Consider the following 25603-nt stretch of genomic DNA (forward strand, 5'->3'; position numbering starts at 1 on the left):
CGAACGGGTGAAACTGCGGTGCGGGGTATCTCACTCTGCCCGGTACTGCGCGGTCCGTACTACCGTGCGTGTCGCGGGAGCCCGCGGAGGGGCGGGCTCCTGCGACACCGAACGCCAGGAGGGCACCGATGGACACCACCCAGCTGCTGAAGGGGGTCCTCGACGTCGCGGTCCTCGCCGTGGTCGCCGAAGAGGACGGCTACGGCTACGACGTGCTGCGCCGGCTGCGGGCCGGGGGGCTCGAGGAGGTCGGTGACGCCTCGGTGTACGGCACGCTGCGCAGGCTCTACTCGTCCGGCGCCCTCACGTCCTACGTCGTGCCGAGCGACGAGGGGCCGCACCGCAAGTACTACGGCATCAACGCGCAGGGCCGGGCCATGCTCGACGCCCAGCGCAAGGACTGGTTCGAGTTCGCGGGCACCATGTCGCGCCTGCTCAAGACGGAGGACGCCCGATGAGCTCCACGAGCACAGGCCCCGGCGTGATCGCCGACGTCCACGCCTACGCCACCGCGGTGCGCCGCCACCTCGTGGGGCTCACGCCCGAGCAGGTCGAGGACCTGACCGACGGCCTCGAGGCCGACCTCGGCGAAGCCCTCGCCGATGCCCCCGGGACGGATGACCTGGTCGGCAGGTTCGGCGAGCCGCGCGCGTACGCCTCCGAGCTGCGCGCTGCGGCGGGGCTGCCCGACGGTGGAGCCGCGCCGGCGCGCCGTAGGTCGTTCTGGCGGTGGCTCACGCTCCCCATCCGATCGGCGTACGAGGCGTGCGTCGAGGGCCTCGACGTGCTCCGTGCGCAGCCGTGGTGGCCGCCGGTGGGCGAGCTGCTCACGGTGTTGCTGCCAGTCGCATGGGTCCTGCGGGGGTGGATGGCGTACCAGCTCGCCTACTGGATCACCGCGGGCCTGGCCCCCTCGAACCGCATGCCGTGGGTGCCGTTCGGCAACCCGCTCCTGCTGCTGATCATGCTCGCCATGATGGTGGTGAGCGTGCAGTGGGGGCGCGGGCTGTGGCTCCCGCGGGGCCGACTGCGTCGGCTGCCGACCATCGCTACGATCGGTGCCCTGCTCATCGCGCTCCCGGTGATGGGGACGCTCGCCGCGCGCAACGACCGGGTCGAGCACCACTACGACACGGTCACGGAGTACGTCCCGGCTCCCGAGGCGGACGGCGTCGTCGTGGGCGGCATGGCGGTGAGCAACCTGTACGTGTACGACGCGGAGGGCAACCCGCTCGACGACGTGCAGATCTACGACGACCGCGGGCGGCCCGTGGAGACCATCGGCCAGAACAAGTTCGGCTTCTGGAACCTGTACGACATCGACGACCCCTGGCAGTTCACCTCGGTCCAGGACGAGGACGGGCGCACGCGGTGGAACGTGTACCCGCTGCGCGGCGCACCCGTGAGCGACTACTCCGACGGGCGGACCGAGGACGGTCGGCCGACGCCGAACGCCGGGGTGAGCGTCCGGACGCCTCCCCGCCCGTTCGCCAAGGCGCCAGCGATCAGCACCGCGGAGGGCCAGGACTCCACGCCTGATCCCACGCCCGATCCCACGGACGGCGCGACCGACGCATCGTCCGCTGAACCCACCGCCACCGCCACCCCAGGCGCCGTCACCCCGACGCCCTGACCGGCGGGCGACAGCGCCCCGACCTGGGACTTTGGGGTCGTTGTCGCACGTCGGGCCCGCGAGGACGATGGGTGCCGGTGCGCGCCGGCGTGCCGTCCGGCCCCGGCCACCACGGCCGGCCCACGCTCGACGAGGAGCCCGCCCATGGTCCAGCGCGCATCCCGCCCCGACGTCGCCCCCGCGGCGACGCCCGACGGGCCGTCAGGCGTCGGGCGGCGCACAGTCCTCCGGCTCGGTGGGGCGACCGGGGTCCTGGCCCTCCTCGCGGGCTGCGGGGCCGACGGTCCCGTGGTGACCCTCACCCCGTCTCCGTCGGGTTCGACGTGGACGCCGCCGGGCGGCCCCCTGGCGTTTCCCGACGGCTTCCGCTGGGGAGCCGCGACCTCGGCGTTCCAGGTCGAGGGGTCGACCACCGTCGACGGCCGGGGCGTGTCGATCTGGGACACGTTCGCGGCCCGGCGTGGCACCGTGCGCGGCGGCGCCACGGGGGACCCGGCAGCCGACCACTACCGGCTCTGGGAACAGGACCTCGACCTCATGGTCGAGCTCGGGCTGGGTGCCTACCGCTTCTCGGTCGCGTGGCCGCGCATCCAGCCCACGGGCTCGGGGCCCGTCGAGCAGCGGGGTGTCGACTTCTACGCCCGGCTCGTCGACGGGCTGCTCGAGCGCGGCATCCACCCCGCCGCGACGCTGTACCACTGGGACCTGCCGCAGCCCCTGCAGGACGCGGGCGGCTGGGAGGTGCGCGACACCGCGGCGCGGTTCGCCGAGTACGCCGCGATCATGGTCGACGCGCTGGGCGACCGCGAGATCGACTGGCTCACGATCAACGAGCCCAAGACCACCGCGTACGTCGGGCACCGCTACGGGGCGCACGCCCCCGGTCTGCACGACGTCGACGCCGCGGTCCGGGCCGTGCACCACCAGCTGCTCGGGCACGGGCTGGCGGTGCAGGCGTTCCGGGCGTCGGGGGCCGTGGGTGGGATCGGCGCGGCGCTCAACCTGCAGCCCGTGTACGCGGCCGTGAGCGACCCGGACGCCGAGCCCGACGCCGCGACGCTGGCCGCGGTGCGGTGCACGGACGCCGTGGAGAACCGGCTCTTCCTCGACCCGGTGCTGCTCGGCACGTACCCCGACGACGCGATCGGCTCCGAGCCCGGCCAGCTGCCGACCGGACCCGAGACGCTCGCCGAGGTGGTCCGCGACGGTGACCTGGCGATCATCTCCACGCCCGCCGACCACCTCGCGGTGCAGTACTACGGCGTGACTGCCGTCGACTCCACGGGGGCGACCGCTGTGCAGTACCCCACCACCGACGCGTCCTGGCAGCAGGTGCACGCCGAAGGCCTCCACGAGACGCTGACCAGGCTGCGCGACGAGTACCCCGCGATCCCGCTGCTCATCACCGAGAACGGGATCCCCGACCGCGGTGCGGAGGGGACCCTGCAGGACGTCGAGCGCGAGTCGTACCTGCGCGACCACCTGGTCCAGGCCGCACGCGCGGTGCAGGACGGCGTCGACCTGCGTGGCTACTACGCGTGGTCGCTGCTCGACAACTTCGAGTGGGGCGAGGGGTACGAGCAGCGCTGGGGTCTGGTGCACGTCGACTTCGAGACCCAGGTGCGGACCCCCAAGGACAGCACGCGCTGGTTCCGGACCGTGATCGCGGCGAACGCCGTGGAGGCGTGACAGCCGCTGTGCGCGGGATCACGCCTCATCAGGTTTTCCACGGCGTCCCCGGGAGTTAACCTCGAGATATGTCTGAGAACGTCACGGCCGTTCGTGCTGCCCGGGTACCGGTCGGCGCGGGCCGCCCCCGCAAGGTGCCGCGCATCGTGATCCTGGGCGGTGGGTCTGTCGGGCTGTACGCGGCTCGGCGGCTGCACAAGCGGCTCGCCCGGCGCGAGGCCGCGATCGTGGTCGTCGACCCCCGCCCGTACATGACGTACGCGCCCTTCCTGCCCGAGGCAGCGGCCGGTTCGATCGACCCGCGGCACGTCGTGGCCCCGCACCGTCGTGCGCTCAAGGGCGTGGACGTGCTCCAGGGCAAGGTCACCGAGATCCGCCACGCGGACCGCACCGTCGAGATCACCCCCGAAGAGGGCGAGCCGTACTGGATCACCTACGACCACCTGATCGTGGGCCTCGGCTCGGTCGCCCGCACGCTGCCCATCCCGGGCCTGGCCGAGCAGGGCATCGGCTTCAAGAACGTCGAAGAGGCCATCGCGGTCCGTAACCACGTGCTCGACCGCATCGACGTCGCGGCGTCCACGTGGGACCCCGAGCTGCGTCGCCGGATGCTCACGTTCACGTTCGTGGGCGGCGGGTTCGCAGGCGTCGAGGCGCTCGCCGAGGTCGAGGACATGGCCCGCGCCACGGTGCGCTACCACAAGCAGATCGAGCAGTCAGAGCTGCGCTTCGTGCTCGTCGAGGGCTCGCCGCGCATCCTGCCCGAGGTGAGCGACGAGCTGGGTGGGTACACGCTCGAGCAGCTGCGCAAGCGCGGCATCGAGGTCCACCTCTCGACGTTCCTCAGCTCGTGCGTCGACGGCCACGTGGTGCTCTCCAACAAGGTCGAGTTCGACAGCGAGACCATCGTGTGGACCGCCGGCGTCAAGGCCAACCCGGTGCTGCAGAACTCCGACCTCCCGCTCGACAAGATGGGCCGCGTGACCTGCTCCGCGACGCTCCAGGTCGTCGACGCCGAGGGCAAGGTCGTCCCCGACGCCTACGCCGCGGGCGACTGCGCGGCGGTGCCCGACCTGTACAACCCCGGCAAGTTCTGCCCGCCCAACGCCCAGCACGCGATCCGCGAGGCGAAGCACCTGGGCGACAACCTGGCACTGGTGCTGCGCAGCGCCGAGCCGACGCCCTACAAGCACAAGAACGTCGGCGCGGTCGCGTCGCTCGGCATGTACAAGGGCGTCGCGCAGATGTTCGGGCGCGTGAAGGTGCGCGGCTTCCCCGCGTGGGTGCTGCACCGTACGTACCACGTGCTCGCGATGCCGACCTGGAACCGCAAGATCCGCATCATGGCGGGTTGGACCGGTTCGCTGCTGCTGCGTCGCGAGGTCGTCTCGCTCGGCTCGCTGCACGACCCGCGTGCGGAGTTCCGTGCCGCCTCGGTGCCGCCCAGGCCCCGCGAGGTCGAGGTGCCGACGGCCGACCCGGCCCTCGCGACGGCGAAGGGCGCGGAGACGAAGCCGGCAGGCACGTCCACGGACGGCCCGAAGGCCTGATCTCGGGTCCGCAGACCCACCAGCGAGCCCCCGCGGTCCGACCGGACCGCGGGGGCTCGGTGCGTTCACCGCTCGGGGGCCGCGTGCCTGGCAGGATGGTCGCGCGCCCCCGTAGCCCAACGGCAGAGGCAGCCGGCTTAAACCCGGCACAGTGCGGGTTCGACTCCCGCCGGGGGCACCGATGTCGGTGACCGCCGCACGCGCCGGCTGGAGAAGCGGGTAGGCGGAGTCCGCCAGGTCAGGCGTCGCGCGCGGGCTTCTCGGCGCCGGGCTCGGCCCCGGGGTCCGCGAGACGGGCCTCGCGCTCGCGCAGCTGCGACTCCCAGTCCCGGAGCATCTGCTCGTGCTGGGACTCCGAGCGGCGCAGCCCCGCGAGGAACTCGGGGTCGTCGTCCGGGGCGAGCGGGCGCGGGCGCTCGTACTCGGGGAAGCCGGCCGTCGACGTCGAGGGCCAGGGTGGGCGTCGGGCGCCCTGCCTGGACTGCTCGGGCCGTCCCGCGACGAGCCACGCGACGCCGCCAGCGATCGGCAGGATCACGATGAGGACGATCCACCCGGTCTTGGACAGGTTGCGCACGCGGTCCGGGTCGGCCTGGATGCAGTCGATCAGGCAGTACACGAGCACGGCCAGGTCCACCATGAACGGCAGGTACCGCAGCATCGGGGTCTCTCCTCGCGCCGGCGCCGGGTGCGGGGAGACCCGGCCTGCACGGCACCCTAGGGGAGCGCGTGCGCGGCCGTCGCGGGTTCGGCCCGTGGTCGCCCGGCTGTCACCCGGTCGTCGCACGCGCGGCTCAGTCGAGCCCGACCGCCTGCTCGTCGGCCTCGATCGTGCGGGCCCACTCGCGCTTGCTCGCGCGCCACGCCTCGTCGTCGGCCCCCAGCCGCCAGTACCCGGAGATCGACAGCTGCCCGCGCGAGAGCCCGCGCCCGACGCGCAGGTGGTGGCGCAGCTCCTTGACGGTGCCGGCCTCGCCGTGGACGAACGCGTGGACGGTGCCCTCGGGCCACGGGAGGGCGTCGACCGCCTCGACCAGGGCGAGGCCCGTGACGCCGCGTCCGCGGTCGACCCAGTGCACCTCGACGCCTGCGGGTGCCACGAGCGGGATCACGTCGTGCGCGTGGTGCACCTCGATGAACGCGTGACCGCACGCGGCCGGGTCGAGCCGCTCGAGGGCCACCGCGATCGCGGGCAGCGCGCTCGTGTCCCCGACCAGCAGGTGCCAGTCGGCCGTCGGGTCGGGGGAGTACGAGCCGCCGGGGCCCACCAGCAGCAGCTCGTCACCCGGGACGGCGGACGCCGCCCACGGGCCCGCGACGCCCGCGTCGCCGTGGACCACCACGTCGAGCGTGAGCTCGAGCGCGTCGGGGTCGAACGCCCGCACCGTGTAGCTGCGCAGGCGCGGCTGCGCGTCCGCGGGCAGCTCCGCACGCAGTTGGTCGAGGTCGACGCGGCCCTGGTCGGTGAGGGGCAGGTCGTCCGGGGCGGAGGCGGGCAGGAAGACGAGCTTGACGTACGAGTCGGCGTGCTCGGACGGCACGAACGTGGCCAGGCCCGGGCCGCCTACGACGAGGCGCACCATCGTGGGCGTCAGGCGGGACGTGCGCAGCACCGTGGTGCGCATCGCGGTCGGTCGGGGGCGGGAGGGGACGCTCGACATGTCTCACTCGTCTCGGTGTCGGTGCGCGAGCGTCGGTGACGGCGCCCGCGCTGGCGGCGGGTACGGGTGCCCGCGGCGCGTGGGTGCTGCCCGGCCGTCGCTGATCCTGGCCGTGGAGCGCGGTGCCCCGGTCCAGAGCCTAAACCGGCTCGTGCCCCGGCGTGCTCGGCGTCCGACGAGCTCAGCGCCCGACGAGCTCAGCGCCCGACGAGCCCGGTCTCGTACGCGAGCACCACGGCCTGCACCCGGTCGCGCACGTGGAGCTTGGCGAGGATCCGCCCGACGTGCGTCTTGACCGTCGCCTCGGACAGGAACAGGCGCTCGGCGATCTCGGCGTTCGACATGCCCTCGGCGACGGTGCGGAGCACCTCGAGCTCGCGTGAGGTGAGCCGGGCGATGCGCGGATCGGCCACCCCGTCCACGGTCGGGTCGCCGGGCTCGGGGAGCCGGTCGGAGAACATCTCGAGCATGCGGCGGGTCACGCGCGGCGAGACGACGGCGTCGCCCGTGGCGACCGCACGGATCGCACCCACGAGCTCGGCGGGGCGAGCGTCCTTGAGCATGAAGCCGCTCGCTCCGGCGCGCAGCGCGGCGAACGCGTAGTCGTCGAGGTCGAAGGTCGTGAGGATCAGCACGCGGGCGCCGGTGGCGGCGACGACCTGCGCGGTGGCCTCGATGCCGTTGACCCCGGGCATCCGCACGTCCATGAGCACGACGTCGGGGCGCAGCAGCTCGGCCTCGCGCACGGCGCCCGCGCCGTCGCCCGCCTCGCCGACCACCTCGAGGTCGTCCTCGGCCTCGAGGACGAGCCGGAAGCCCATCCGCATGAGGGGCTGGTCGTCGACGAGCAGCACCCGGATCCGTGGTGCCGCGCCCCCCTGCGTGGTGGTGCTGGTCATGCCGAGCTCCCTTCGTCCCGGGTGGAGGTCTCCCACGGGATCACCGCGCGCACCCGCCATCCTGCACCGTGCGGGCCGGCGTCGACCGTGCCCGCGAAGATCGTCGCGCGTTCGCGCATGCCCACGACGCCGCGCCCGCTGCCGGGTGCGGTCGGTGCCGCGGACGAGGACCCCACCCCGCCGTCGTCGACGACCTCGACCACCACGGTCGTGCGCGTGCGGGCGATCGTCAGGCTCGCGTTCGCGCCCTGCGCGTGGCGCAGCACGTTCGTGAGCGACTCCTGGACGATCCGGTACACCACGAGCTGGAGCCCGGTGTCGGGGGGCAGCGGCTCGCCCGTGAGCGTGACCTGCACCCCGAGACCGGCCAGCCGGTAGCGGTCGACGAGCTCGTCGAGGTCGTGCTCGCCCGGCGTCGGCCCGAGCGCTGCGTCGTCCTCCCGGAGCACCCCGAGCACCCGGCGCATGTCGGCCAGCGCCGCGCGGCCCGTCTCGGAGAGCTCGTCGATCGCTGTGCGGGCCCGGGCGGGGGACCGGTCGAGCGACGCGCTCGCGCCGTCGGCCAGTGCGATCATGACCGAGAGGCTGTGGGCCACGACGTCGTGCATCTCGCGGGCGATGCGGGCCCGCTCGGTCACCGTCGCGAGCTGGGCGCTCTGCTCGGTCTCGCGGGCCAGGGCGTTGCCGCGCCGCACGAGCTCGGCGACGTGCTGGCGCCGGTTGCGCACCGAGGTGCCGATCGAGACGCCGATCAGGGCGAGCATCGCGTACGAGAGGACCTCGGCCGACCGGGTCTGGGTCGGGGCGAGGAGTGCGACGCCGAGCGTGATGAGGGCCAGCGAGATCCCCATCGCCGTCCAGGTCACACGGGCCGGACGGGCTGCGGCGACCGCGTACAGCGCCAGCGCGATCGCGATCTCGTAGCCGGCCAGGCTCGTGGTCACCCCGAGGGTCAGCACGCCCAGCGCCACCACGGCACCCAGCACGATGACCGGCCGGCGCCGCCGGAAGAGCAGCGTGAGCGCCCCGGAGTACATGAGGAACGCCGTCAGCAGGGGCGAGGTGCCTTCGACGATGGCGGCGTTGAGGGTGTGCGTGCCCATCAGCGCGAACGAGAGCGCGACGAGCCAGTCGGAGGCGACGGGGTGCCGCCAGAACCACCGTCGCAACGGTCCCCGGTGCCGGGCGTCCTGCTCACTGAACGGTGCGGGAGCCGGGCCGGCGCCGCGGCGGGAGGTGGTCGGGCCAGCAGGGCCGGCGGGCCCCGCCGGGGTGCGCGAGGGCGCCGGGCCGGGCAGTGCCCGACCCGGCGCCAGGGGCGCGACGTCGCTCAGGCGTCCCTCCGACGCAGGAGCACGGCCGCGACCGTCAGGAGCACGACGACGTAGCCGCCGAGCAGTCCGATGCCGGCCCAGGGGCCCAGCGAGTACTCGCTGACAGTGTTCGAGCCCGCGATCCCGGCGAACGACATGATCTGCTCGCCCGCCGTCGTCGGCAGGTACGCCGCAACGCGGGGGGCCCAGTCGAAGAAGAGCGACATGATGTTGAACACCATGGGCAGCACGAGCATGATCCCGAGCGTGGTCGTGATCGCGCCGGCCGAGTGCCGCAGGATCGACCCGATCGCGAAGGCCAGGAGCGTGATCGCGGTGAGGTAGAGCGGCACCCCCAGGATGGCCCGCACGGTCTCGCCGTCCCCGAGATCGAGCGCCACGCCCGTGCCCGAGAGCACCGGCAGCGTCACGAGGTACGACAGCACGAGACCGACCACCGAGACCACCACCGTGACGACCGTGAGCACCAGCAGCTTGGCCCACAGCGCGGGCAGGCGCTTCGGGGCGGCTGCGAGCGTCGAGCGGATCATCCCGGTCGAGTACTCGCCCGTGATCGTCAGCGCACCCAGCACGGCCAGCGCGAGCTGGGCCGCGGCGTAGCCGAAGACGATCACGAGGACGCCGAGCGTGCTGTCCTCGTCGGACCCGGAGCCGACGGTCGCGCGGACCCCGATCGCGAAGATGAGGCTGATCCCGACCATGCCCGCGACGGCCAGGGCCAGGGTCCACCACGTCGAGCGCAGCGTGCGGAACTTGATCCACTCGGCGACGACCAGGTGGCCGAACGTCACCCCGTTCGTCCCGGCGCGGCCGGGGGTGGCGGTGGGGGTGGTGCCCGCCGCCGGGAGGGTCGTGGTGCTCATCGGGTCTCCTCGAGGGATGCGCTGGCGCCGGCGGGCGCGGCCACCGGGGGGTCGGTCAGGCCGGTCGAGGTCGAGTGGTACTCGACCGAGTCGGCGGTCAGGGACATGTAGGCGTCCTCGAGGGACGCGGCGACGGGCGTCAGCTCGTGGAGCACGAGCTGGGCGGCTGCCGCGGTCTCGCCGATGATCGCGGCGGTCGAGCCGGTGATCTCGAGGACCCCGACCTCGCTCGTGCTCACGGTCACGTCGGGCCCTCGCAGCAGCTCGACGAGCTGGGCGGCCTGGGGCGAACGCACCCGCACCGTGGTGCCCGTGGCGCGGGCGACGATGTCCCGGACGGGGGCGTCGGCGATGATGCGACCGCGCCCGATCACGATGATGTGGTCGGCCGTGAGCGCCATCTCGCTCATGAGGTGCGAGGAGAGGAAGACGGTGCGGCCCTCGGACGCGAGGAAGCGCACCAGGTTGCGGACCCACAGCACGCCCTCGGGGTCGAGTCCGTTGACGGGCTCGTCGAGGATCAGCGTGCGCGGGTCGCCGAGCAGCGCCGACGCGATGCCGAGCCGCTGGCCCATGCCGAGCGAGAACCCGCCGACGCGCTTGCCGGCGACGGTCGCGAGGCCGGTCATCTCGATGACCTCACGCACCCGGGTCTTGCCGATGCCGTGGGTCGCGGCCATCGCGGCGAGGTGGTTCGCCGCGCTGCGCCCGGTGTGGACGGCCTTCGCGTCGAGCAGGGCACCGACCTCGTGCAGCGGGGCTGTGTGCTCGGCGTAGGGGCGGCCGTTGACCGTCACTGCGCCGGCGGTGGGGCGGTCGAGCCCGACGATCATCCGCATCGTCGTGGACTTGCCGGCGCCGTTCGGGCCCAGGAAGCCGGTGACCTTGCCGGGCTGGACGGTGAAGCTGATGCCGTCGACGGCGGTCTTGGACCCGTACCTCTTGGTCAGTCCGCTTGCCTCGATCATGTGACGTCCTCGGGAGCTGGGGTGGGAGCGAGCACCTCGAACCTACGGGAGCGGTCCCACCCGAGGAACGGCCGTGGGACGGATCTGTGCGGCGCCTGGCCTACGCCGCAAGGCGGAGGTGACCCTGAGAGGAGGGCGCTCGGGAACGAACCACCGGTTCCCCTCGTTTGCGTACTGTAGACAGAGGCCAGCGGCCGCGCCCCGGTGCGGACCGGTCGTCGACCCGACTGCGCCGGGGGATCCCGAGGCGCCGCGACCAGGAGGAAGACATGAGCAACCCCGTCTTCGGCAACAGCGACATCTTCGGAGACCCGAAGGACCGGGCCCGTGCCCGTCAGCGTGCGGGGGGCACCACGGTGCAGCCCGCCCCGTACGGCGTCGTCGACCCCGCCGCCGAGGCCGCAGCCCTCAACCAGATGTACCAGGCGCCGGCCGCCACCACGGCGCAGACCGGCCGCCTCACGTATGACGACGTGATCGTCAAGACCGGTGGGCTGCTCGCGCTGCTCGTCGTGGTCGCGGCGGCCACCTGGACCCTCGCCCCGGGCCTGTTCTGGATCGGTGCGATCGTCGGCCTGGTGCTCGGCCTGGTCAACGCGTTCCGCCGCGAGCCCAGCCCCGCGCTGATCATCGCGTACACCGTCGCGCAGGGCGTGTTCCTCGGCGGCATCAGCTACCTGTTCCAGAACGTCGCGTTCGACGGCGGCACGGTCCCGGCCCAGCCGATCGTGATGCAGGCCGTGCTCGCGACGCTCGCCACGTTCGGCGCAGCGCTGTTCCTGTTCCGCTCGGGCAAGGTCCGGGTGACCCCGAAGTTCACCAAGTGGCTGCTCATCTCGATGGTCGGCTACCTGGCCTTCTCGGTCGTCAACGTGGTGCTCTCGTTCTTCTTCACGAGCGACGCCTTCGGACCGCTGCGCCAGGGCGGCTGGGGCATCATCGCCGGCATCGTCGGCGTGGGCCTGGCGGCCGCGTCGCTCATCATGGACTTCGACTCGATCAAGCGCGGTGTCGAGCAGGGCGTGCCCGCCAAGTTCGCGTGGTCGGCCGCGTTCGGCCTGATCGTCACGCTCGTGTGGCTGTACCTCGAGTTCCTGCGCCTGTTCGCGATCCTGCAGGGTCGCGACTAACACCGGCCTGCAGGGCCTGACGCCACGACCGCCCGGGTGCGATGATCGCACCCGGGCGGTCGCATGTCCGCAGGCCGTCGCCCGCCGCCCGCCGCCGTCCCCCACCCCGGAGCACCTCACCGTGAAGTACGCGCACCACATCTCCGAGCTCGTCGGGAACACCCCCCTCGTCCAGCTCACGGCCGTGACCGAGGGCCTGACCGCGACCATCCTCGCGAAGGTCGAGTACATGAACCCGGGCGGCTCCGCGAAGGACCGCATCGCGCTCAAGATGATCGAGGCGGCCGAGGCGAGCGGCGAGCTGCTGCCGGGCGGCACGATCGTGGAGCCGACCAGCGGCAACACGGGCGTCGGCCTGGCGCTCGTCGCGCAGCGCAAGGGCTACCGCTGCGTCTTCGTGTGCCCCGACAAGGTGTCGCAGGACAAGCGCGACGTGCTGCGGGCCTACGGCGCGGAGGTCGTGGTGACACCCACCGCGGTTGCCCCTGACCACCCCGACTCCTACTACTCGGTCTCGGACCGGCTCGTGACCGAGATCGAGGGGGCGTGGAAGCCCAACCAGTACGCGAACGTCAACGGGCCTGCGAGCCACTACGAGTCGACGGGCCCAGAGATCTGGGCCGACACCGACGCGCGCGTCACGCACTTCGTCGCGGGGGTGGGCACGGGCGGCACGATCACGGGCACCGGACGGTTCCTCCAGGAGGCGTCGGCGGGGCGTGCGGACGCGGACGGGGGCCGGGTGCGGATCGTCGGGGCCGACCCGCAGGGCTCGGTGTACTCGGGCGGCGACGGGCGCCCGTACCTGGTCGAGGGCGTGGGCGAGGACTTCTGGCCCGCGGCGTACGACCCGTCGGTGCCCGACGAGATCATCGCGGTCTCGGACGCCGACTCGTTCGCGATGACCCGCCGGCTCGCACGCGAGGAGGGGCTGCTGGTCGGGGGGTCGTGCGGCATGGCCGTGGTCGCTGCGCTGCGCCTGGCCCGCCGCCTGCAGGACGAGGACCCGGCCGCCGCGGCGCGGGCCGTGGTCGTGGTGCTGCTGCCCGACAGCGGGCGCGGCTACATGTCGAAGATCTTCAACGACTCGTGGATGCGCTCGTACGGCTTCCTCGCCGCCGAGGAAGGCGCGACTGTTGCTGACGTGCTGCGTGGCAAGAGCGGGGAGATCCCGGCGCTCGTGCACACGCACCCGAACGAGACCGTGCGCGACGCGATCGAGATCCTGCACGAGTACGGCGTCTCGCAGATGCCCGTGGTCGGCGCCGAGCCGCCCGTCATGATCGGCGAGGTCGCGGGGTCCGTGAGCGAGCGTGCGCTGCTCGACGCCGTGTTCTCGGGCGCGGCCGGGTTGTCCGACCGGGTCGACAAGCACATGTCGCAGCGGCTGCCGCTGATCGGGGCGGGCGAGACCGTCGAGTCCGCGCGCACCGCGTTGCAGGGCGCAGACGCGCTCATGGTGGTCGACGACGGCAACCCCGTGGGCGTGCTCACCCGCCACGACCTGCTCGGGTTCCTCACCCACTGAACCCGTCTCACCGACCAGGACCTGCTCCACCGTCCCACTGCTCTGCCCGCACGAAGGAGTGCTCATGCCCCTGTTCGACCTCCCGCTCGCCGAGCTCGAGACCTACCGTCCCGAGCTCGACGAGCCCGCCGACCTCGACGCCTTCTGGGAGCGCACGCTCACCGAGGCGCGCGCGCACGACCTGGCGCTGAGGCTCGAGCCCGTCGACACGGGGCTCGTGCTCATCGAGACCTTCGACGTGACCTTCGCGGGCTACGGCGGGCATCCCGTCAAGGGTTGGCTCACCCGGCCGGTCGGTGCGAGCGGCCCGCTGCCCGCGGTCGTCGAGTACATCGGCTACGGCGGCGGACGCGGGTTCGCGCACGAGCACCTGGGCGTGGCGGCGGCGGGCTACGTGCACCTGCTGATGGACACGCGGGGCCAGGGGAGCCGATGGGGGACCGGCGGGCACACGCCCGACCCGGTCGGCGGAGGTCCGGCTGCTCCGGGCTTCCTGACGCGCGGGATCCTGGACCCGGCCGAGCACTACTACCGGCGTCTGATGACCGACGCGGTGCGGGCGGTCGACGCGGTGCGTGCCGTGCCGGGCGTGGACCCGACGCGCGTGGCGGTGCTGGGCGCGAGCCAGGGCGGCGGGCTCGCGCTCGCCGTCGCGGGGCTCGCCGACGGCCTCGTGGGGGTCATGGCCGACGTGCCGTTCCTGTGCCACTTCCGTCGCGCTGTCGAGATCACCTGCTCCGACCCGTACAACGAGATCACGACGTACCTCTCGGTGCACCGGGGCGTCGAGGACCAGGTCTTCCGCACGCTGTCCTACCTGGACGGCGTGCACCTCGCGCGCCGGGCCACGGCCCCGACGCTGTTCTCGGTCGCGCTGATGGACCCGGTCTGCCCGCCGTCCACGGTGTACGCGGCGTACAACCGCTACGGCGAGCTCGCGGGCGGGGTCGAGGACAAGGACATCGTCGTCTACCCCTTCAACCAGCACGAGGGCGGTCAGGGCTTCCAGTTCGCGCGTCAGCTGGCGTGGCTCGCACCCCGGATGGTCGTGCGTGATCCGGCGGGGTCGGCGGTCGCGGCGAGCGCGGTGACGAGCCCGTCCACGAGGTAGTCGAAGCTCGCGTCGACGTCGTCGGGCATGCCGAAGCCGCCGTCGAGCTCGAGCATCGTGAAGCCGTGCACCGCGGACCGGAACGCACGGACCGCGTCGATCAGACGGTCGTCCGGCACCCCGAGCCGGGCGAGCACCTCGGCGATGACGGCGACGGTCCGCGCACCGGCCTGGTGCAGCGTGGTCGCGTCGGCGTCCTGCGCCCACGTCCCGCCCTGGAGCGCGGTGTAGCGGCCCGGGTGGGCGCGGGCGTGGCCCCGGGCGGTGTGCGCCATCGCGCGCAGAGCCGCGGCCGGGTCGGAGGTGCCCGACGCGGCCTCGGCGAGCAGGTGCGTGAACTCGTCGACCGACGCGCGGGTGACGTCGCGGCGCAGCGCGGGCAGCCCGGCCACGTGCTTGTAGAGGCTGGGGACGGCCACGCCCGCGCGGGCGGCGACGGCGGCGAGCGTCAGGTCGGCGAAGCCGCGCGGGCCGCCCTCGTCGACCAGGTCGAGGGCGAGCGCCACGACCGCGTCGTGGCTCAGCCCGGCCCTAGGCACGGGCGCCCGCCGCGGTCCATGCGTCGGCGCTGCGTGGCAGGGTGGCGAGGTGGTCGAGGACGGCCGGGACGACGACGTCGGGCCGCTGGCCCTGCGGGTAGTGGCCGCTGTCCGGGACGAGCGAGCCCGTCGCGTGCGGCAGGTGCGTCACGAGCCAGTCGAGCTCGGCGGCCGGGTCGGTGAACTCCGGGTCGTGCTCGCCGTACAGCACGAGCGTGGGGGCTGCGATGTCGGTGGCGGGGACCTCGACCCGGTCGGAGAGCAGGTGGCGCGCGAGCGAGCCGAACGCCTCCATGTACCCGGGGCGGCGCAGCGAGGCGCTCAGCGCGGCGCTGTGCTTCTCGAGCCAGGGGGCGTGCCGGCCGCTGTTGAGCGAGCGGTAGTACCAGGCCCAGGCCGCGGGGCCCCACGGGCGACGCAGGAGCAGCGCGACCTGCAGGCGGGCGAGGAGGCCGGGTGCGCCGTGGTCCTGCAGGTGGGCCGCGATCAGGACGAGCCCGGCGACCAGGTCGGGGCGGGCGTCCGCGACCCAGGCGGCCGCCCCGGCGCCCACCGAGCTGCCGACGATCACAGCGGGCTCGCCGAGGTGCTCGACGAGGGCGAGCACGTCCTGGCCGGTCGGGACGAGGCCGTGCGCGGCGAACGTGGCGTCGGAGTCGCCGTGCCCGCGCAGGTCGAGAGCGACGACACGGTGCCCGGCGGTGAGGAGCGGGTCGGTGAGGTCACGCCACGTCGAGCGCAGGTCTCCCATGCCGGGCACCAGGACGACGACGGGCCCGGACCCCTGGTCGGTGTAGGCGAGCCGTCCGTCGCCGCGGTCGAGGTGGTGCAGCAAGGTGTCCATCCGTCAAAGCTAATGGCATTAGCCAAGCGCTGTCAACGGCTCCTGCGCCCCGGTCGCCGCGACCACGTCCGCCGTGGCGACCACCCGCCCGAAGCCGTTCGCCAGGGTGCTCCGCGTGACCTGCGAGAGCAGCGCGGCGGGCACCAGCTCGCCCGTGACCGGATCGGTCTGGTCGAACGTGTGCGTCGCGTCGTGCGCGAAGACCACGTCGTAGCCGAGATCGCCCGCGACCCGGCTCGTGGTCTCGCAGCACAGGTTCGTCTGGATCCCGCACACCACGACCTGCCGCACACCCCGCCCGGTCAGCCAGGCGTGCAGGTCCACGTCGCCGCCGAACGCCGAGTGGACCTCCTTGAGCACGTCGAGCGCAGGCTCCAGGGCCGCGACGAACGGCTCGAACGCGTAGCCCGGGTGCGTCGGGTGCAACGTGCTGCCGGCGGTGCGGGACGAGTGCCGCACCCGCACCACGGGGCGCCCGGTGCGCACCCAGGCGTCCGTGAGCACCGCGATGTGCGCGAGCGCGTCGGGGTTGTCGCGCGGCGGCCGTGACGGGTCGCGGAAGCCCTGCTGCACGTCGATGACCACGAGGGTCGCGTCAGGGTCCAGGGCTGTGAGGTTCGAGGTCATGGCCCGAGCGTGGCCGTCGGGCGGGCGCGGAGGAAGTGGCCGCCCGGCCATCGTGCGTCGAGATCCTGCCGTCGGCCCGGGGCGCCGTGCGCGCACCGGCGGCGCGGACGGGGGAGGATGGAGCCACCTGACGTCCATCCGAGGAGATCAACCCCATGACCGCACAGCTTCCCGAGGCGACCGGCTCGTTCGGCGAGAAGCCCACGCTGACCTTCCCCGACGCGGCCGCACCGGCCGAGCTCGAGGTCGCCGTGCTCAGCCGCGGCGACGGTCCGCTCGTCGAGGCCGGTGACGACCTCGTGGTGAACTACCTGGGTCAGCTCTGGAACGGGCCGATCTTCGACAACTCGTACGACCGCGGCGCGTCGATCAACTTCCCGATCGGTGTCGGCGCGGTCATCGGCGGCTGGGACCAGGCGCTCGTCGGGCAGCCCATCGGCTCGCGCGTGCTGATCTCGATCCCGCCGCACCTGGGCTACGGCGACCGTGGGGTCCCGCAGGCCGGCATCAAGGGTGACAGCACGCTCGTGTTCGTCGTCGACATCGTCGGGGTCAACTGACCAGCGACCGCACACCGTCACGCCCGGTCGCCGCACACCCGTGCGGCGGCCGGGCGTCCGTGCGTCAGGCCGGCGACAGGGCGCGGGTCACAGCAGGGCGCGCAGCCGCTGCTTGCGGCGGTTCTCCCGGTCGACCCACCGCACGTCGGGGTCGCTCGACCCCTCGAGCGCCAGGAACCGGGGCAGGCCCCGCTCGGGGTCCGCCGCGACCGCGACGCTCCAGCAGTAGCCCAGCGCGAGCCGCAGGGTCCGCACGCTCGGGTTGCGCCGCGCCGTCGGCGGGACGCGCCGCAGGAACGCCGTCGCGCTCTCGCAGGCCTCCAGGGCCAGCGCGGCCGTCTCCGGGTCGCGCAGCAGGCGCGGCTCGCACACCGCGGCCAGCGCAGCACGCTGCACCAGCGGGTCGCCGTCCGACGCCCACGCGCGGACCACGTCCCGCAGCCGCTCGGGGGAGGAGTCGCCCAGCCGCTGCAGCGCGATCGCCACCGCCTCACGCACCCGCCAGCGCTCGTCGGTGGCCTCCTGGCGCAGACGGTCCACGACCGCGCCCAGCTCGGGCCCCTCGGCGTCGGCCGCCAGCCGACCCAGCGCGGCGACACCGCACAGCCGCAGGTACTCGTCGTCCGACCCGGCCAGCCGCAGCACGGTCGCGTCGTCCACCACGTCCGCCACCGCGGCCGCGAGCTCCAGGTTGCCGCGCGGCCCGGGCAGGCCCGAGCGCGCGGTCAGGAACTCGTCGAGCTCGGGGCCCGTCAGATCCGCGACCGCGGCGCGGTACTCCTCGCGTCGGCCCACGGACCGAGGCTAGCCCGGCGGGCGGGTGCGCGCCGGGCTAGCCGTCACCGATCACGGCACCGGGCAGGCCACCCCGGTCGAGTGCACCGGGCAGTAGCCGTTCGGCACCTTGTGCAGGTACTGCTGGTGGTGCTCCTCGGCGTAGTAGAACGGCCCCGCCTCGTCCGCGCTGCGGATCTCGGTGGTGATCTCGCCGTAGCCGTTGCGCGCGAGCTCGGGGGCGTACAGGTCGCGCGTCGTCCGCGCGGCCTCGGCCTGCTCGGGCGTGGTCGTGAAGATCGCCGAGCGGTACTGCGTGCCCACGTCGTTGCCCTGCCGGAACCCCTGCGTGGGGTCGTGCAACGTCCAGAACGTGCGCAGCAGCTCGGTGGTGGGCAGCACCTCGGGGTCGTACGCGACCATCACGGTCTCGGCGTGCCCCGTCATCGCGGTGCACGTCTCCTCGTACGTCGGGTTCGGCGTGTAGCCGCCCTGGTAGCCCGCGGCCGTCGTCACGACGCCCGGCAGCTGCCACATCTCCTTCTCGGCCCCCCAGAAGCAGCCCAGCGCGAGGTAGATCACCTGCGTGCCCTCGGGCCACGGCCCCTGCAGCGGGGTGCCGAGCACCGCGTGCGTCTCCGGCACCGGGTACGCCGGGGCGTCCCGTCCGGCGAGCGCCCGCTCGGGCGTCACCATCGTCGACTTCGTCGCGGATCCGAACAACCAGCCCATCTCGTCACTCTCCTCAGCTCGACCGGTGCAACAGTCGCGGGACGTCGCCGTGTTCCCGACGCACCCTGCCAGGCGTACCGCCTAGCCTGTGTCCGTGACCACGGACCCCCACACCCTCGACCAGCACGCCGGCCACGACTGGGAGTCGGCGGGGTTCTCGACCCGCGCGATCCATGCCGGCCAGGACCCGGACGCGACGACCGGCGCTGTCGTCACGCCCATCTACCAGGTCTCCACCTACAAGCAGGACGGCGTCGGCGGCCTGCGTGGTGGCTACGAGTACTCGCGCTCGGGCAACCCGACGCGCGCCGCGCTCGAGGAGGCGCTGCGGGCTGCCGAGGGCGGTGGCGCGGCGTACGCGTTCGCCTCGGGCCTCGCTGCGGAGGACACCCTGCTGCGGGCCGTGCTGCGGCCCGGCGACCACGTGATCGTGCCCAACGACGCGTACGGCGGCACCTACCGCCTCGTCGCCCGCGTGTTCGGCCCGTGGGGCATCGAGCACACCCCCGTCGACCTGTCCGACCCGACCGCCGTCGTCGACGCGATCCAGCCGGGACGCACCAAGCTCATCTGGGCCGAGACGCCGACCAACCCGCTGCTCGGCATCGCCGACATCGCGGCGCTCGCGGCCCACGCCCGTTCCGCCGGTGCGGTGCTCGTGGTCGACAACACGTTCGCCACGCCCTACCTGCAGCAGCCCCTCGCACTGGGCGCCGACGTCGTGGTGCACTCGACCACCAAGTACATCGGTGGCCACAGCGACGTCGTGGGCGGCGCGCTCGTCGTCGCGGACGGCGCGCAGCTGCCCGTGGACCTCGTCGGCCCGACCGGCAGCACGGCGCTCGCCGACGCGATCGGCTTCCACCAGAACTCGTCGGGCGCGGTGGCCGGCCCGTTCGACGCGTGGCTCACGCTGCGCGGGCTCAAGACGCTCGCGGTCCGCATGGACCGGCACCAGGCCAACGCCGCCGCGGTCGCCGCGTTCCTCGAGGCCCACCCGCGGGTGACCCAGGTCATCTACCCGGGCCTGCCCTCGCACCCCGGCCACGAGGTCGCCGCCCGGCAGATGAGCGGGTTCGGCGGCATGGTGTCGTTCCGCACCGGCAGCGTCGAGACGGCTCTCGCGGTCTGCGCGAAGACCCGGGTCTTCACGCTCGCCGAGTCGCTCGGCGGCGTGGAGTCGCTCATCGAGCACCCCGCGAAGATGACGCACGGCTCGGTGGTCGGCACCGCGCTCGAGGTGCCCGACGACCTCGTGCGCCTCTCGGTGGGCATCGAGGACGTCGCGGACCTGCTGGCCGACCTCGAGCGCGCGCTGGCATGACGGACAGCGACACCTCGACACGGGGGGCACGACCCGCGCCACCGGCGCCCACCGTCGGACGACCCACGGGCACCGAGCCGGGCACCCCGGGCCGCGGCCACGTCGCCGACGCCGTCCCGTACCCGGTCCGGGTCTCGGCGGCCTGGTCCTGGCGACTGCTGCTCATCGCGGCCGCCACCGGTGTGGGCATCTGGCTGCTCGGGGTCCTCAAGACGATCGTCGTCCCCGTGGCCGTGGCGCTGCTGCTCGCGGTCCTGCTCGCCCCGGTCGTCCGGGCGCTGCAGCGCTGGCTGGGGCTCCCGCGCGCCGTTGCCTCGGCGACCGCCCTGCTCGGGATGCTCGCCGTCGTCGTCGGCCTGCTCACGCTCGCGGGCAGCTCGGTGGCCAGGGGCTTCGCCGAGCTCGGCGACCAGGCGGCCCTCGGCATCGAGAGGGTCACCGAGTGGCTCGCCGTCGGCCCCCTGCAGGTGTCGGCCGACCAGCTCGCGGACTACCTCGACCAGATCCAGTCGTCGATCAGCAGCAACAGCGGCGGGCTGGTCTCGGGTGCGCTGTCGGTGACCACCACGCTCGGGCACGTCGCCGCCGGCGCCGTGATCGCGCTGTTCTGCACGTTCTTCTTCCTCATGGACCCGCACGCGATCTGGAGCTGGGTCGTCGGCCTGCTCCCCGTGCGGGCGCGCGAGCGGGCGCACCAGGCGGCGCGTCGCGGTGTCGTGACCCTCGGCGCCTACACGCGCACGCAGATCCTCGTGGCGTCCGTCGACGCGGTGGGGATCGGGGTCGGCGCCGCGATCCTCGGCATCCCGCTCGCGCTGCCGCTCGCGGTGCTGGTGTTCCTCGGGTCGTTCGTGCCCATCCTCGGGGCGCTGCTCACCGGGTCCATCGCTGTGCTCGTCGCGCTCGTCGCCCAGGGACCGGGCGCCGCGCTGATCATGCTCGCGATCGTGCTCGCCGTGCAGCAGATCGAGGGGCACGTGCTGCAGCCGTTCCTCATGGGGCACGCGGTGTCGCTGCACCCCGTGGCCGTGCTGCTCGCGGTCGCGACCGGGACGCTCGTGGCCGGGATCGTCGGGGCGCTCTTCGCGGTCCCCCTCGTCGCCGTGGTCAACACCGTGGTCCTGTACCTGCACGGCCACGACAAGTTCCCCCAGCTCGGCACCGACGACACCTACGCCCGGCGCGAACCGTCGCCGGCCGGTACCGATCTCGACCCGCAGGACCAGGAGGTGCGCCCGTGAGCTGGCTCGAGGAGGTGCGCGCGGCCGCGACGCTGCTCGACGGCGTGGCGACCCGCACACCCGTCGACACGAGTCGCGCGTTGTCGCAGATCGCCGGCGTCGACGTGTGGCTCAAGTGCGAGAACCTGCAGCGGGCGGGCTCGTTCAAGATCCGCGGCGCGTATGTGCGCATGGCACGGCTCAGCGCGGAGCAGCGTGCGGCCGGCGTCGTGGCGGCGAGCGCGGGGAACCACGCGCAGGGGGTGGCCCTCGCGGCCCAGATCCTGGGGATCGACGCGGTGGTGTACATGCCGGTCGACGCCGCGCTGCCCAAGATCGCTGCCACCCGGGACTACGGCGCCGAGGTGCGCCTCGTGGGCTCGAGCGTCGACGAGGCGCTCGTGGTCGCCCGCGCCGAGTCGGAGCGCACGGGCGCCGTGCTCATCCACCCGTTCGACCACGTCGACGTCGTCGCCGGCCAGGGCACGCTCGGGCTCGAGCTGCTCGAGCAGGTCCCCGACGTCGCGACGGTCGTGGTGCCCGTGGGCGGTGGCGGCCTCGCTGCCGGGATCGCAGCGACGCTCGCGGAGCTCAAGCCCGACGTGCGGGTGGTCGGCGTGCAGGCCGCGCGCGCCGCGGCCTACCCCGCGTCGATCCAGGCGGGGTACCCGGTGCCCGCCTCGGGGCTCCGGACCATGGCCGACGGCATCGCGGTCGGGACCCCCGGTGTCGTGCCGTTCGAGGTGCTGCACTCGCTCGGCTGCGAGATCCGCACCGTGAGCGAGGAGGACCTCTCGCGGGCCCTGCTGCTCGTCGCCGAGCGGGCCAAGCTGCTCGTCGAGCCGTCGGGGGCGGCAGCGGTGGCGGCGCTCATGGCCGCGCCGGGCGAGTTCGAGGGGCCCGTCGTCGCTGTGCTCTCGGGCGGCAACATCGACCCGCTCGTGCTGCTGCGGGTCGTGCGGCACGGCCTCGCGTCGGCCGGGCGCTACCTGCAGCTGCGCGTCAACATCGACGACTCGCCCGGGGCGCTCGCCGCGCTCCTCGCCGAGCTCGCCTCGACCGGCGGCAACGTCATGCACGTCTCGCACGTGCGCACGGGCACGGGCACGGCGATCGACGAGGTGGAGATCGAGGTCCAGGTCGAGACCAAGGGTCCCGAGCACTGCGCGCAGGTCATCGCGCACCTGCGGCGGTCCGGGTTCCGGCTCGCCGACCGGTGAGGTGGGCGGCCCGGCCGCCCCGAGCACGGCGAAGGCCCTGCACCGTGCGGTGCAGGGCCTTCGTGCCGTCCCCGATCAGCGTGCGCTGGGCAAGGCGGCCGGCTCAACCCTGGAAGGGCTTGGCCGCCGTGATCTCGACGGGGATCTCGTTGCCGTTGGGTGCGACGTAGCTCACCGTGTCCCCGACCGAGTGGCCGCTGATCGCAGCACCGAGGGGCGACGTCGGCGAGAACACGTCGATGTCGGCCGTGCCGGCGATCTCGCGCGATCCGAGCAGGAAGACCATCTCGTCGCCTGCGACGAGCGCCGTGACGACCATGCCCGGCTCGATCACGCCGTCGTCGGGCGGCGTGCCGATCTGCACGTTGCGCAGCTTCTGCTTGAGCTCGCGGATGCGGGCCTCCTGCTTGGCCTGCTCCTCACGAGCCGCGTGGTAGCCGCCGTTCTCCTTGAGGTCGCCCTCGTCGCGCGCGGCGGCGATGCGCTCGGTGATCTCGCTGCGGCCCTCTGCCTCGAGGTGCGCGAGCTCGGCCTTGAGCCGGTCGAAGGCCTCCTGGGTCAACCAGGTGGCCTGAGTCGTCTCGGTCACGATTGCTCCTTCCTTGCAACATCGGGGGTGCACACGTCCGGACACGGTGATCAGTGAACGAGCGCCGTGCTGTGTCTGTTCGCTCTCGGTCGCGTCGACCTGCGGCCACGCTCGACCAGGGCTGCGTGTGAATCGACAAGCGTAGCAAGCGGTTGCCTCGTCGAGCGGCCCCCGGCGCGCTTCTTCGCGTGTGGCGCAGCGCTGTCAGTCCTCGACGGTGGTGCCCTCGGTCACCTGTTCGCAGCCGAGAACCTCGGCCGTGGTCGCCTCCTCGGCCGTCGGGATGCTCTCCGTGACCCGCTGCGTGCGCTCGTCGGAGGGGGGCACCACGACGGTACGGACCCCGACCTCGGCGTAGGACGTGCTGAGCGCGTGGACCTGGCACTGCACGGTCTGGCCGACGTCACGCGTCACCTGGAACGTGAGGTCCACGTTGTCGACCCCCGTGACGGAGAACCCGACGGTCGACCACTGCACCGGGTCACGCAGCACCCCGACCCCGATCCACACCCCGACGGGTATCGCCACCACCCCGACGACAGCCGCGGGCAGCACCCAGGCAGGGCGTCGCCGCTGGCGTGCTACGGGGCCGTACCGCCCGGCGGGGGGTCCGACCGGCATCGACTCGCTCACAGCGTGCCTCCTCGCGGGGCTCGGGGGCGCCGGACGTCCCCGGCGTGCGGGATCATTGTCTCTCGCCCGTCGCGTGTCGAGCGCCGGGAGGGCCCACAGGAGGATGCGGTGACCGGAGAACGGCTGCGCCTGATGGCGGTGCACGCCCACCCCGACGACGAGTCCAGCAAGGGGGCCGCGTCGATGGCGCGCTACGCCGCCGAGGGCGTCGACGTGCTCGTGGCGACCTGCACCGGTGGTGAGCGGGGCGACGTGCTCAACCCGCACTACCCCCCGGTCACGGGCGGCGCGGAGGAGATGCACCAGATCCGCCGCGACGAGATGGCCGCCGCGGCGCGCGCGCTCGGTGTCCGGCAGCACTGGGTCGGGTTCGTCGACTCGGGCCTGCCCGAGGGTGACCCGCTGCCGCCGCTGCCCGACGGCTGCTTCGCGCTGGTCCCCCTCGAGGAGGCCGCCGAGCCCCTCGTGCGGCTCGTGCGCGAGTTCCGCCCGCACGTCATCACGACGTACGACCCCACGGGCGGCTACCCGCACCCCGACCACATCATGACCCACCGGGTCTCGTACGAGGCGTTCCAGGCGGCCGGGGACCCCGAGCGCTACCCCGACGCGGGGGAGCCCTGGACCCCGCTCAAGCTGTACTACAACCACGGGTTCTCGATGGCCCGCATCCGGGCCGCGCACGAGGCGCTGCTCGCGCAGGGCGACGAGTCGCCGTTCGGGGAGTGGGTCGAGTCGCGCGCGGCGCGCGAGATCCCCGAGCGCGAGGTCACCACGCGCATCCAGTGCGCGGACTACTTCGACGCGCGCGACGACGCCCTGCGGGCGCACGCGACCCAGATCGACCCGACCGGCTTCTTCTTCGCGTTCCCGCGCGCGCTCGAACGCGAGGTCTGGCCGTACGAGGAGTACGAGCTCGCGGAGTCCCGCGTGCCCACGACGCTGCCGGAGGACGACCTGTTCGCCGGGATCCGAGAGGTGGCCGAGTGAACGTCCCCGCAGTCCTGCTGCTCGCAGCGACGCCGTCGCCGTCACCGACGACCTCGATCGGCACGCCCTCGGCGTCGCCCGGGATCGCGGGCTTCCTCGTGACGTTTCTCGTCGCGCTCGCCGCGATCGGGCTGTTCCTGGGGCTCACGCGCCAGCTCCGGCGCATGGAGCGCCGGGCCGACCAGCTCGGCATCGAGCGGCCCGAGCGGATGACGTCCTCGTCGTGGCCGGGTGAGGCCGGTGCGGCCGGACCTGCCGAGCCCGGCGCCGACGAGCCCCGCACCGACGAGCCCCGCACCGGTGAACCCGGCGCCGAGGGTCCGGACGACCCGCAGGACCCGACCGGCCCGCGCGCATGAGCGGCACGCCGGCGCCGGTACGCCCCGCTGTGCGCGTGACGATCGGGCAGCTCGCGGTCAGCACCGACCACGCGGCGAACCGGCTCGCGGCGCTCGACGCGCTGCACGTCGCCTCGCTCGCGCACGCGGACCTGCTGGTCCTGCCCGAGTACGCCGCGGGCTTCGACCCCCAGGGTGTGGGCCCCGAGCACGCCGAGCCGCTCGACGGGCCGTTCGTCAGCGCGCTGCGCGAGCGGGCCGCGCGGACGGGCGTCGCGGTCGTGGCCGGCACGGTGCTGCCGGGCAGCACCCCGGCGCGCGGGGTCAACGCGGTCGTCGCGATCGACGGTGCGGGCGAGCTCGTCGGGGTCTACCGCAAGGTCCACCTGTACGACGCGTTCGGGCACCGGGAGTCCGACCGTCTCGAGGCGGGGGAGCCGGACGCCCCGCCGCTCGTGCTCGACGTCGGTGGTCTGCGCTTCGGTGTCCTCACCTGCTACGACCTGCGGTTCCCCGAGTCCGCACGGCGGCTCGTGGACGCCGGAGCGCAGGTGCTCGTCGTGCCCGCGGCGTGGGCCGCGGGCGAGCTCAAGGCCCTGCACTGGCGCACGCTCGCCGTGGCCAGGGCCATCGAGAACACGGCGGCCGTGGTCGCGGTGGGGCAGGCGGGTCGCGGCGTCGTCGGACGCTCGCTGCTCGTGGGGCCCGACGGCGAGGTCGGGCTCGAGCTCGACGACCAGCCGGGCATCCGCACCGCCGACATCGACGGGGCTGCGCTCGCTGCGGTCCGGGAGCGCAACCCGTCGCTCGGGCTGCGCCGCTACACGGTGGTCCCGCGGGGCTGACG

At 73.5% G+C, this 25603-nt stretch carries 27 protein-coding genes and 1 tRNA gene; 15 read left to right on the forward strand and 13 right to left on the reverse strand.

Annotated features, from left to right (window positions below):
• Nucleotides 1–128: 128 nt before the first annotated feature.
• The 5 genes from ACGIF2_RS08210 (at nt 129) to ACGIF2_RS08230 (ending at nt 5050) form a co-directional block, all read left to right on the forward strand.
• A complete protein-coding gene (locus tag ACGIF2_RS08210) occupies nt 129–458 on the forward strand; it encodes a PadR family transcriptional regulator (RefSeq protein WP_396045384.1) in 330 nt (109 codons plus the stop codon).
• Complete coding sequence (locus tag ACGIF2_RS08215; RefSeq protein WP_396045386.1) at nt 455–1633, forward strand: HAAS signaling domain-containing protein; 1179 nt, start codon at nt 455–457, stop codon at nt 1631–1633. Before ACGIF2_RS08210 ends, ACGIF2_RS08215 begins: the two co-directional genes overlap by 4 nt.
• A gap of 144 nt (nt 1634–1777) precedes the next feature.
• On the forward strand, nt 1778–3322 hold the full coding sequence (locus ACGIF2_RS08220; RefSeq protein ID WP_396045388.1) for a GH1 family beta-glucosidase: 1545 nt from the start codon (nt 1778–1780) through the stop codon (nt 3320–3322).
• A 68-nt stretch (nt 3323–3390) separates the two neighbouring features.
• On the forward strand, nt 3391–4872 hold the full coding sequence (locus tag ACGIF2_RS08225; RefSeq protein WP_396045390.1) for an NAD(P)/FAD-dependent oxidoreductase: 1482 nt from the start codon (nt 3391–3393) through the stop codon (nt 4870–4872).
• 105 nt (nt 4873–4977) lie between these two features.
• Nucleotides 4978–5050: transfer RNA gene (locus ACGIF2_RS08230), tRNA-Leu, on the forward strand.
• A gap of 60 nt (nt 5051–5110) precedes the next feature.
• Here the strand turns inward: ACGIF2_RS08230 and ACGIF2_RS08235 are convergent.
• From ACGIF2_RS08235 to ACGIF2_RS08260, 6 genes are all read right to left on the reverse strand, one after another.
• The gene (locus ACGIF2_RS08235; RefSeq protein WP_396045392.1) at nt 5111–5533 is read right to left on the reverse strand and encodes a PLD nuclease N-terminal domain-containing protein; all 423 of its coding nucleotides are present in this window, start codon (nt 5531–5533) and stop codon (nt 5111–5113) included.
• A gap of 133 nt (nt 5534–5666) precedes the next feature.
• On the reverse strand, nt 5667–6533 hold the full coding sequence (locus ACGIF2_RS08240) for a siderophore-interacting protein (protein WP_396045394.1): 867 nt from the start codon (nt 6531–6533) through the stop codon (nt 5667–5669).
• A 197-nt stretch (nt 6534–6730) separates the two neighbouring features.
• Complete coding sequence (locus ACGIF2_RS08245; RefSeq protein ID WP_396045396.1) at nt 6731–7432, reverse strand: response regulator; 702 nt, start codon at nt 7430–7432, stop codon at nt 6731–6733.
• Nucleotides 7429–8601 (reverse strand): sensor histidine kinase, encoded by a 1173-nt coding sequence (locus tag ACGIF2_RS08250; RefSeq protein ID WP_396045398.1) that lies wholly within the window; start codon nt 8599–8601, stop codon nt 7429–7431. The genes ACGIF2_RS08245 and ACGIF2_RS08250 overlap by 4 nt, the downstream gene beginning before the upstream one ends.
• Before the next feature lie 161 nt (nt 8602–8762).
• Nucleotides 8763–9629: an ABC transporter permease subunit gene (locus ACGIF2_RS08255; protein ID WP_396045400.1), complete on the reverse strand. Its 867-nt coding sequence runs from the start codon at nt 9627–9629 to the stop codon at nt 8763–8765.
• Nucleotides 9626–10597 carry an ATP-binding cassette domain-containing protein gene (locus ACGIF2_RS08260; protein ID WP_396045402.1) on the reverse strand — a complete coding sequence of 324 codons (972 nt, stop codon included), beginning with the start codon at nt 10595–10597 and terminating at the stop codon, nt 9626–9628. The genes ACGIF2_RS08255 and ACGIF2_RS08260 overlap by 4 nt, the downstream gene beginning before the upstream one ends.
• Before the next feature lie 269 nt (nt 10598–10866).
• Between ACGIF2_RS08260 and ACGIF2_RS08265 the strand changes: the two genes are divergently transcribed.
• The 3 genes from ACGIF2_RS08265 (at nt 10867) to ACGIF2_RS08275 (ending at nt 14366) form a co-directional block, all read left to right on the forward strand.
• A complete protein-coding gene (locus ACGIF2_RS08265) occupies nt 10867–11727 on the forward strand; it encodes a Bax inhibitor-1/YccA family protein (RefSeq protein WP_396045404.1) in 861 nt (286 codons plus the stop codon).
• 121 nt (nt 11728–11848) lie between these two features.
• Nucleotides 11849–13255, forward strand: coding sequence for a cystathionine beta-synthase (locus ACGIF2_RS08270; protein ID WP_396045406.1), 1407 nt, complete (start codon nt 11849–11851; stop codon nt 13253–13255).
• 64 nt (nt 13256–13319) lie between these two features.
• Nucleotides 13320–14366 (forward strand): acetylxylan esterase, encoded by a 1047-nt coding sequence (locus ACGIF2_RS08275; protein ID WP_396045408.1) that lies wholly within the window; start codon nt 13320–13322, stop codon nt 14364–14366.
• On the opposite strand, the gene ACGIF2_RS08280 is transcribed toward ACGIF2_RS08275, so the two are convergent.
• From ACGIF2_RS08280 to ACGIF2_RS08290, 3 genes are read right to left on the reverse strand one after another with little or no spacing between them, the layout of a single operon-like run.
• Nucleotides 14273–14905, reverse strand: coding sequence for a TetR/AcrR family transcriptional regulator (locus ACGIF2_RS08280; RefSeq protein ID WP_396045410.1), 633 nt, complete (start codon nt 14903–14905; stop codon nt 14273–14275). The genes ACGIF2_RS08275 and ACGIF2_RS08280 overlap by 94 nt on opposite strands.
• The gene (locus tag ACGIF2_RS08285) at nt 14898–15749 is read right to left on the reverse strand and encodes an alpha/beta fold hydrolase (RefSeq protein WP_396045412.1); all 852 of its coding nucleotides are present in this window, start codon (nt 15747–15749) and stop codon (nt 14898–14900) included. The genes ACGIF2_RS08280 and ACGIF2_RS08285 overlap by 8 nt, the downstream gene beginning before the upstream one ends.
• Nucleotides 15750–15767: 18 nt before the next feature.
• Entirely contained in the window at nt 15768–16376 is a 609-nt protein-coding gene (locus ACGIF2_RS08290) for a cysteine hydrolase family protein (RefSeq protein ID WP_396045414.1), read from the reverse strand.
• A gap of 155 nt (nt 16377–16531) precedes the next feature.
• Here ACGIF2_RS08290 and ACGIF2_RS08295 point away from each other — a divergent pair, with 155 nt between their 5' ends.
• The gene (locus ACGIF2_RS08295) at nt 16532–16936 is read left to right on the forward strand and encodes an FKBP-type peptidyl-prolyl cis-trans isomerase (protein WP_396045416.1); all 405 of its coding nucleotides are present in this window, start codon (nt 16532–16534) and stop codon (nt 16934–16936) included.
• Between the two features lie 87 nt (nt 16937–17023).
• Here the strand turns inward: ACGIF2_RS08295 and ACGIF2_RS08300 are convergent, their stop codons facing one another.
• Both ACGIF2_RS08300 and msrA read right to left on the reverse strand, forming a co-directional pair.
• Entirely contained in the window at nt 17024–17731 is a 708-nt protein-coding gene (locus tag ACGIF2_RS08300; RefSeq protein WP_396045418.1) for a HEAT repeat domain-containing protein, read from the reverse strand.
• Between the two features lie 51 nt (nt 17732–17782).
• Nucleotides 17783–18442, reverse strand: a complete 660-nt coding sequence (gene msrA, locus ACGIF2_RS08305) for a peptide-methionine (S)-S-oxide reductase MsrA (protein WP_396045420.1) — start codon at nt 18440–18442, stop codon at nt 17783–17785.
• A 94-nt stretch (nt 18443–18536) separates the two neighbouring features.
• On the opposite strand from msrA, the gene ACGIF2_RS08310 reads away from it, so the two are divergent.
• From ACGIF2_RS08310 to ilvA, 3 genes are read left to right on the forward strand one after another with little or no spacing between them, the layout of a single operon-like run.
• On the forward strand, nt 18537–19766 hold the full coding sequence (locus tag ACGIF2_RS08310; RefSeq protein ID WP_396045422.1) for a cystathionine gamma-synthase: 1230 nt from the start codon (nt 18537–18539) through the stop codon (nt 19764–19766).
• Complete coding sequence (locus ACGIF2_RS08315; RefSeq protein ID WP_396045424.1) at nt 19763–21007, forward strand: AI-2E family transporter; 1245 nt, start codon at nt 19763–19765, stop codon at nt 21005–21007. The genes ACGIF2_RS08310 and ACGIF2_RS08315 overlap by 4 nt, the downstream gene beginning before the upstream one ends.
• Nucleotides 21004–22206 carry a threonine ammonia-lyase gene (ilvA, locus tag ACGIF2_RS08320; RefSeq protein WP_396045426.1) on the forward strand — a complete coding sequence of 401 codons (1203 nt, stop codon included), beginning with the start codon at nt 21004–21006 and terminating at the stop codon, nt 22204–22206. The genes ACGIF2_RS08315 and ilvA overlap by 4 nt, the downstream gene beginning before the upstream one ends.
• A 103-nt stretch (nt 22207–22309) precedes the next feature.
• On the opposite strand, the gene greA is transcribed toward ilvA, so the two are convergent.
• Together greA and ACGIF2_RS08330 are read right to left on the reverse strand one after the other, a co-directional pair.
• The gene (gene greA / locus ACGIF2_RS08325) at nt 22310–22795 is read right to left on the reverse strand and encodes a transcription elongation factor GreA (RefSeq protein ID WP_396045428.1); all 486 of its coding nucleotides are present in this window, start codon (nt 22793–22795) and stop codon (nt 22310–22312) included.
• A 204-nt stretch (nt 22796–22999) separates the two neighbouring features.
• Nucleotides 23000–23428, reverse strand: a complete 429-nt coding sequence (locus ACGIF2_RS08330; protein WP_396045430.1) for a DUF4307 domain-containing protein — start codon at nt 23426–23428, stop codon at nt 23000–23002.
• A 132-nt stretch (nt 23429–23560) separates the two neighbouring features.
• On the opposite strand from ACGIF2_RS08330, the gene mca reads away from it, so the two are divergent.
• Genes mca through ACGIF2_RS08345 form a run of 3 tightly spaced genes read left to right on the forward strand, consistent with a single transcriptional unit; the run spans nt 23561 to nt 25601 of the window.
• Entirely contained in the window at nt 23561–24418 is an 858-nt protein-coding gene (gene mca, locus ACGIF2_RS08335; protein WP_396045706.1) for a mycothiol conjugate amidase Mca, read from the forward strand.
• On the forward strand, nt 24415–24777 hold the full coding sequence (locus tag ACGIF2_RS08340; protein WP_396045432.1) for a hypothetical protein: 363 nt from the start codon (nt 24415–24417) through the stop codon (nt 24775–24777). Before mca ends, ACGIF2_RS08340 begins: the two co-directional genes overlap by 4 nt.
• Nucleotides 24774–25601 carry a carbon-nitrogen hydrolase family protein gene (locus tag ACGIF2_RS08345; protein ID WP_396045434.1) on the forward strand — a complete coding sequence of 276 codons (828 nt, stop codon included), beginning with the start codon at nt 24774–24776 and terminating at the stop codon, nt 25599–25601. Before ACGIF2_RS08340 ends, ACGIF2_RS08345 begins: the two co-directional genes overlap by 4 nt.
• Nucleotides 25602–25603: the final 2 nt, after the last annotated feature.

It is taken from the genome of Cellulomonas sp. P22 (assembly GCF_044392165.1).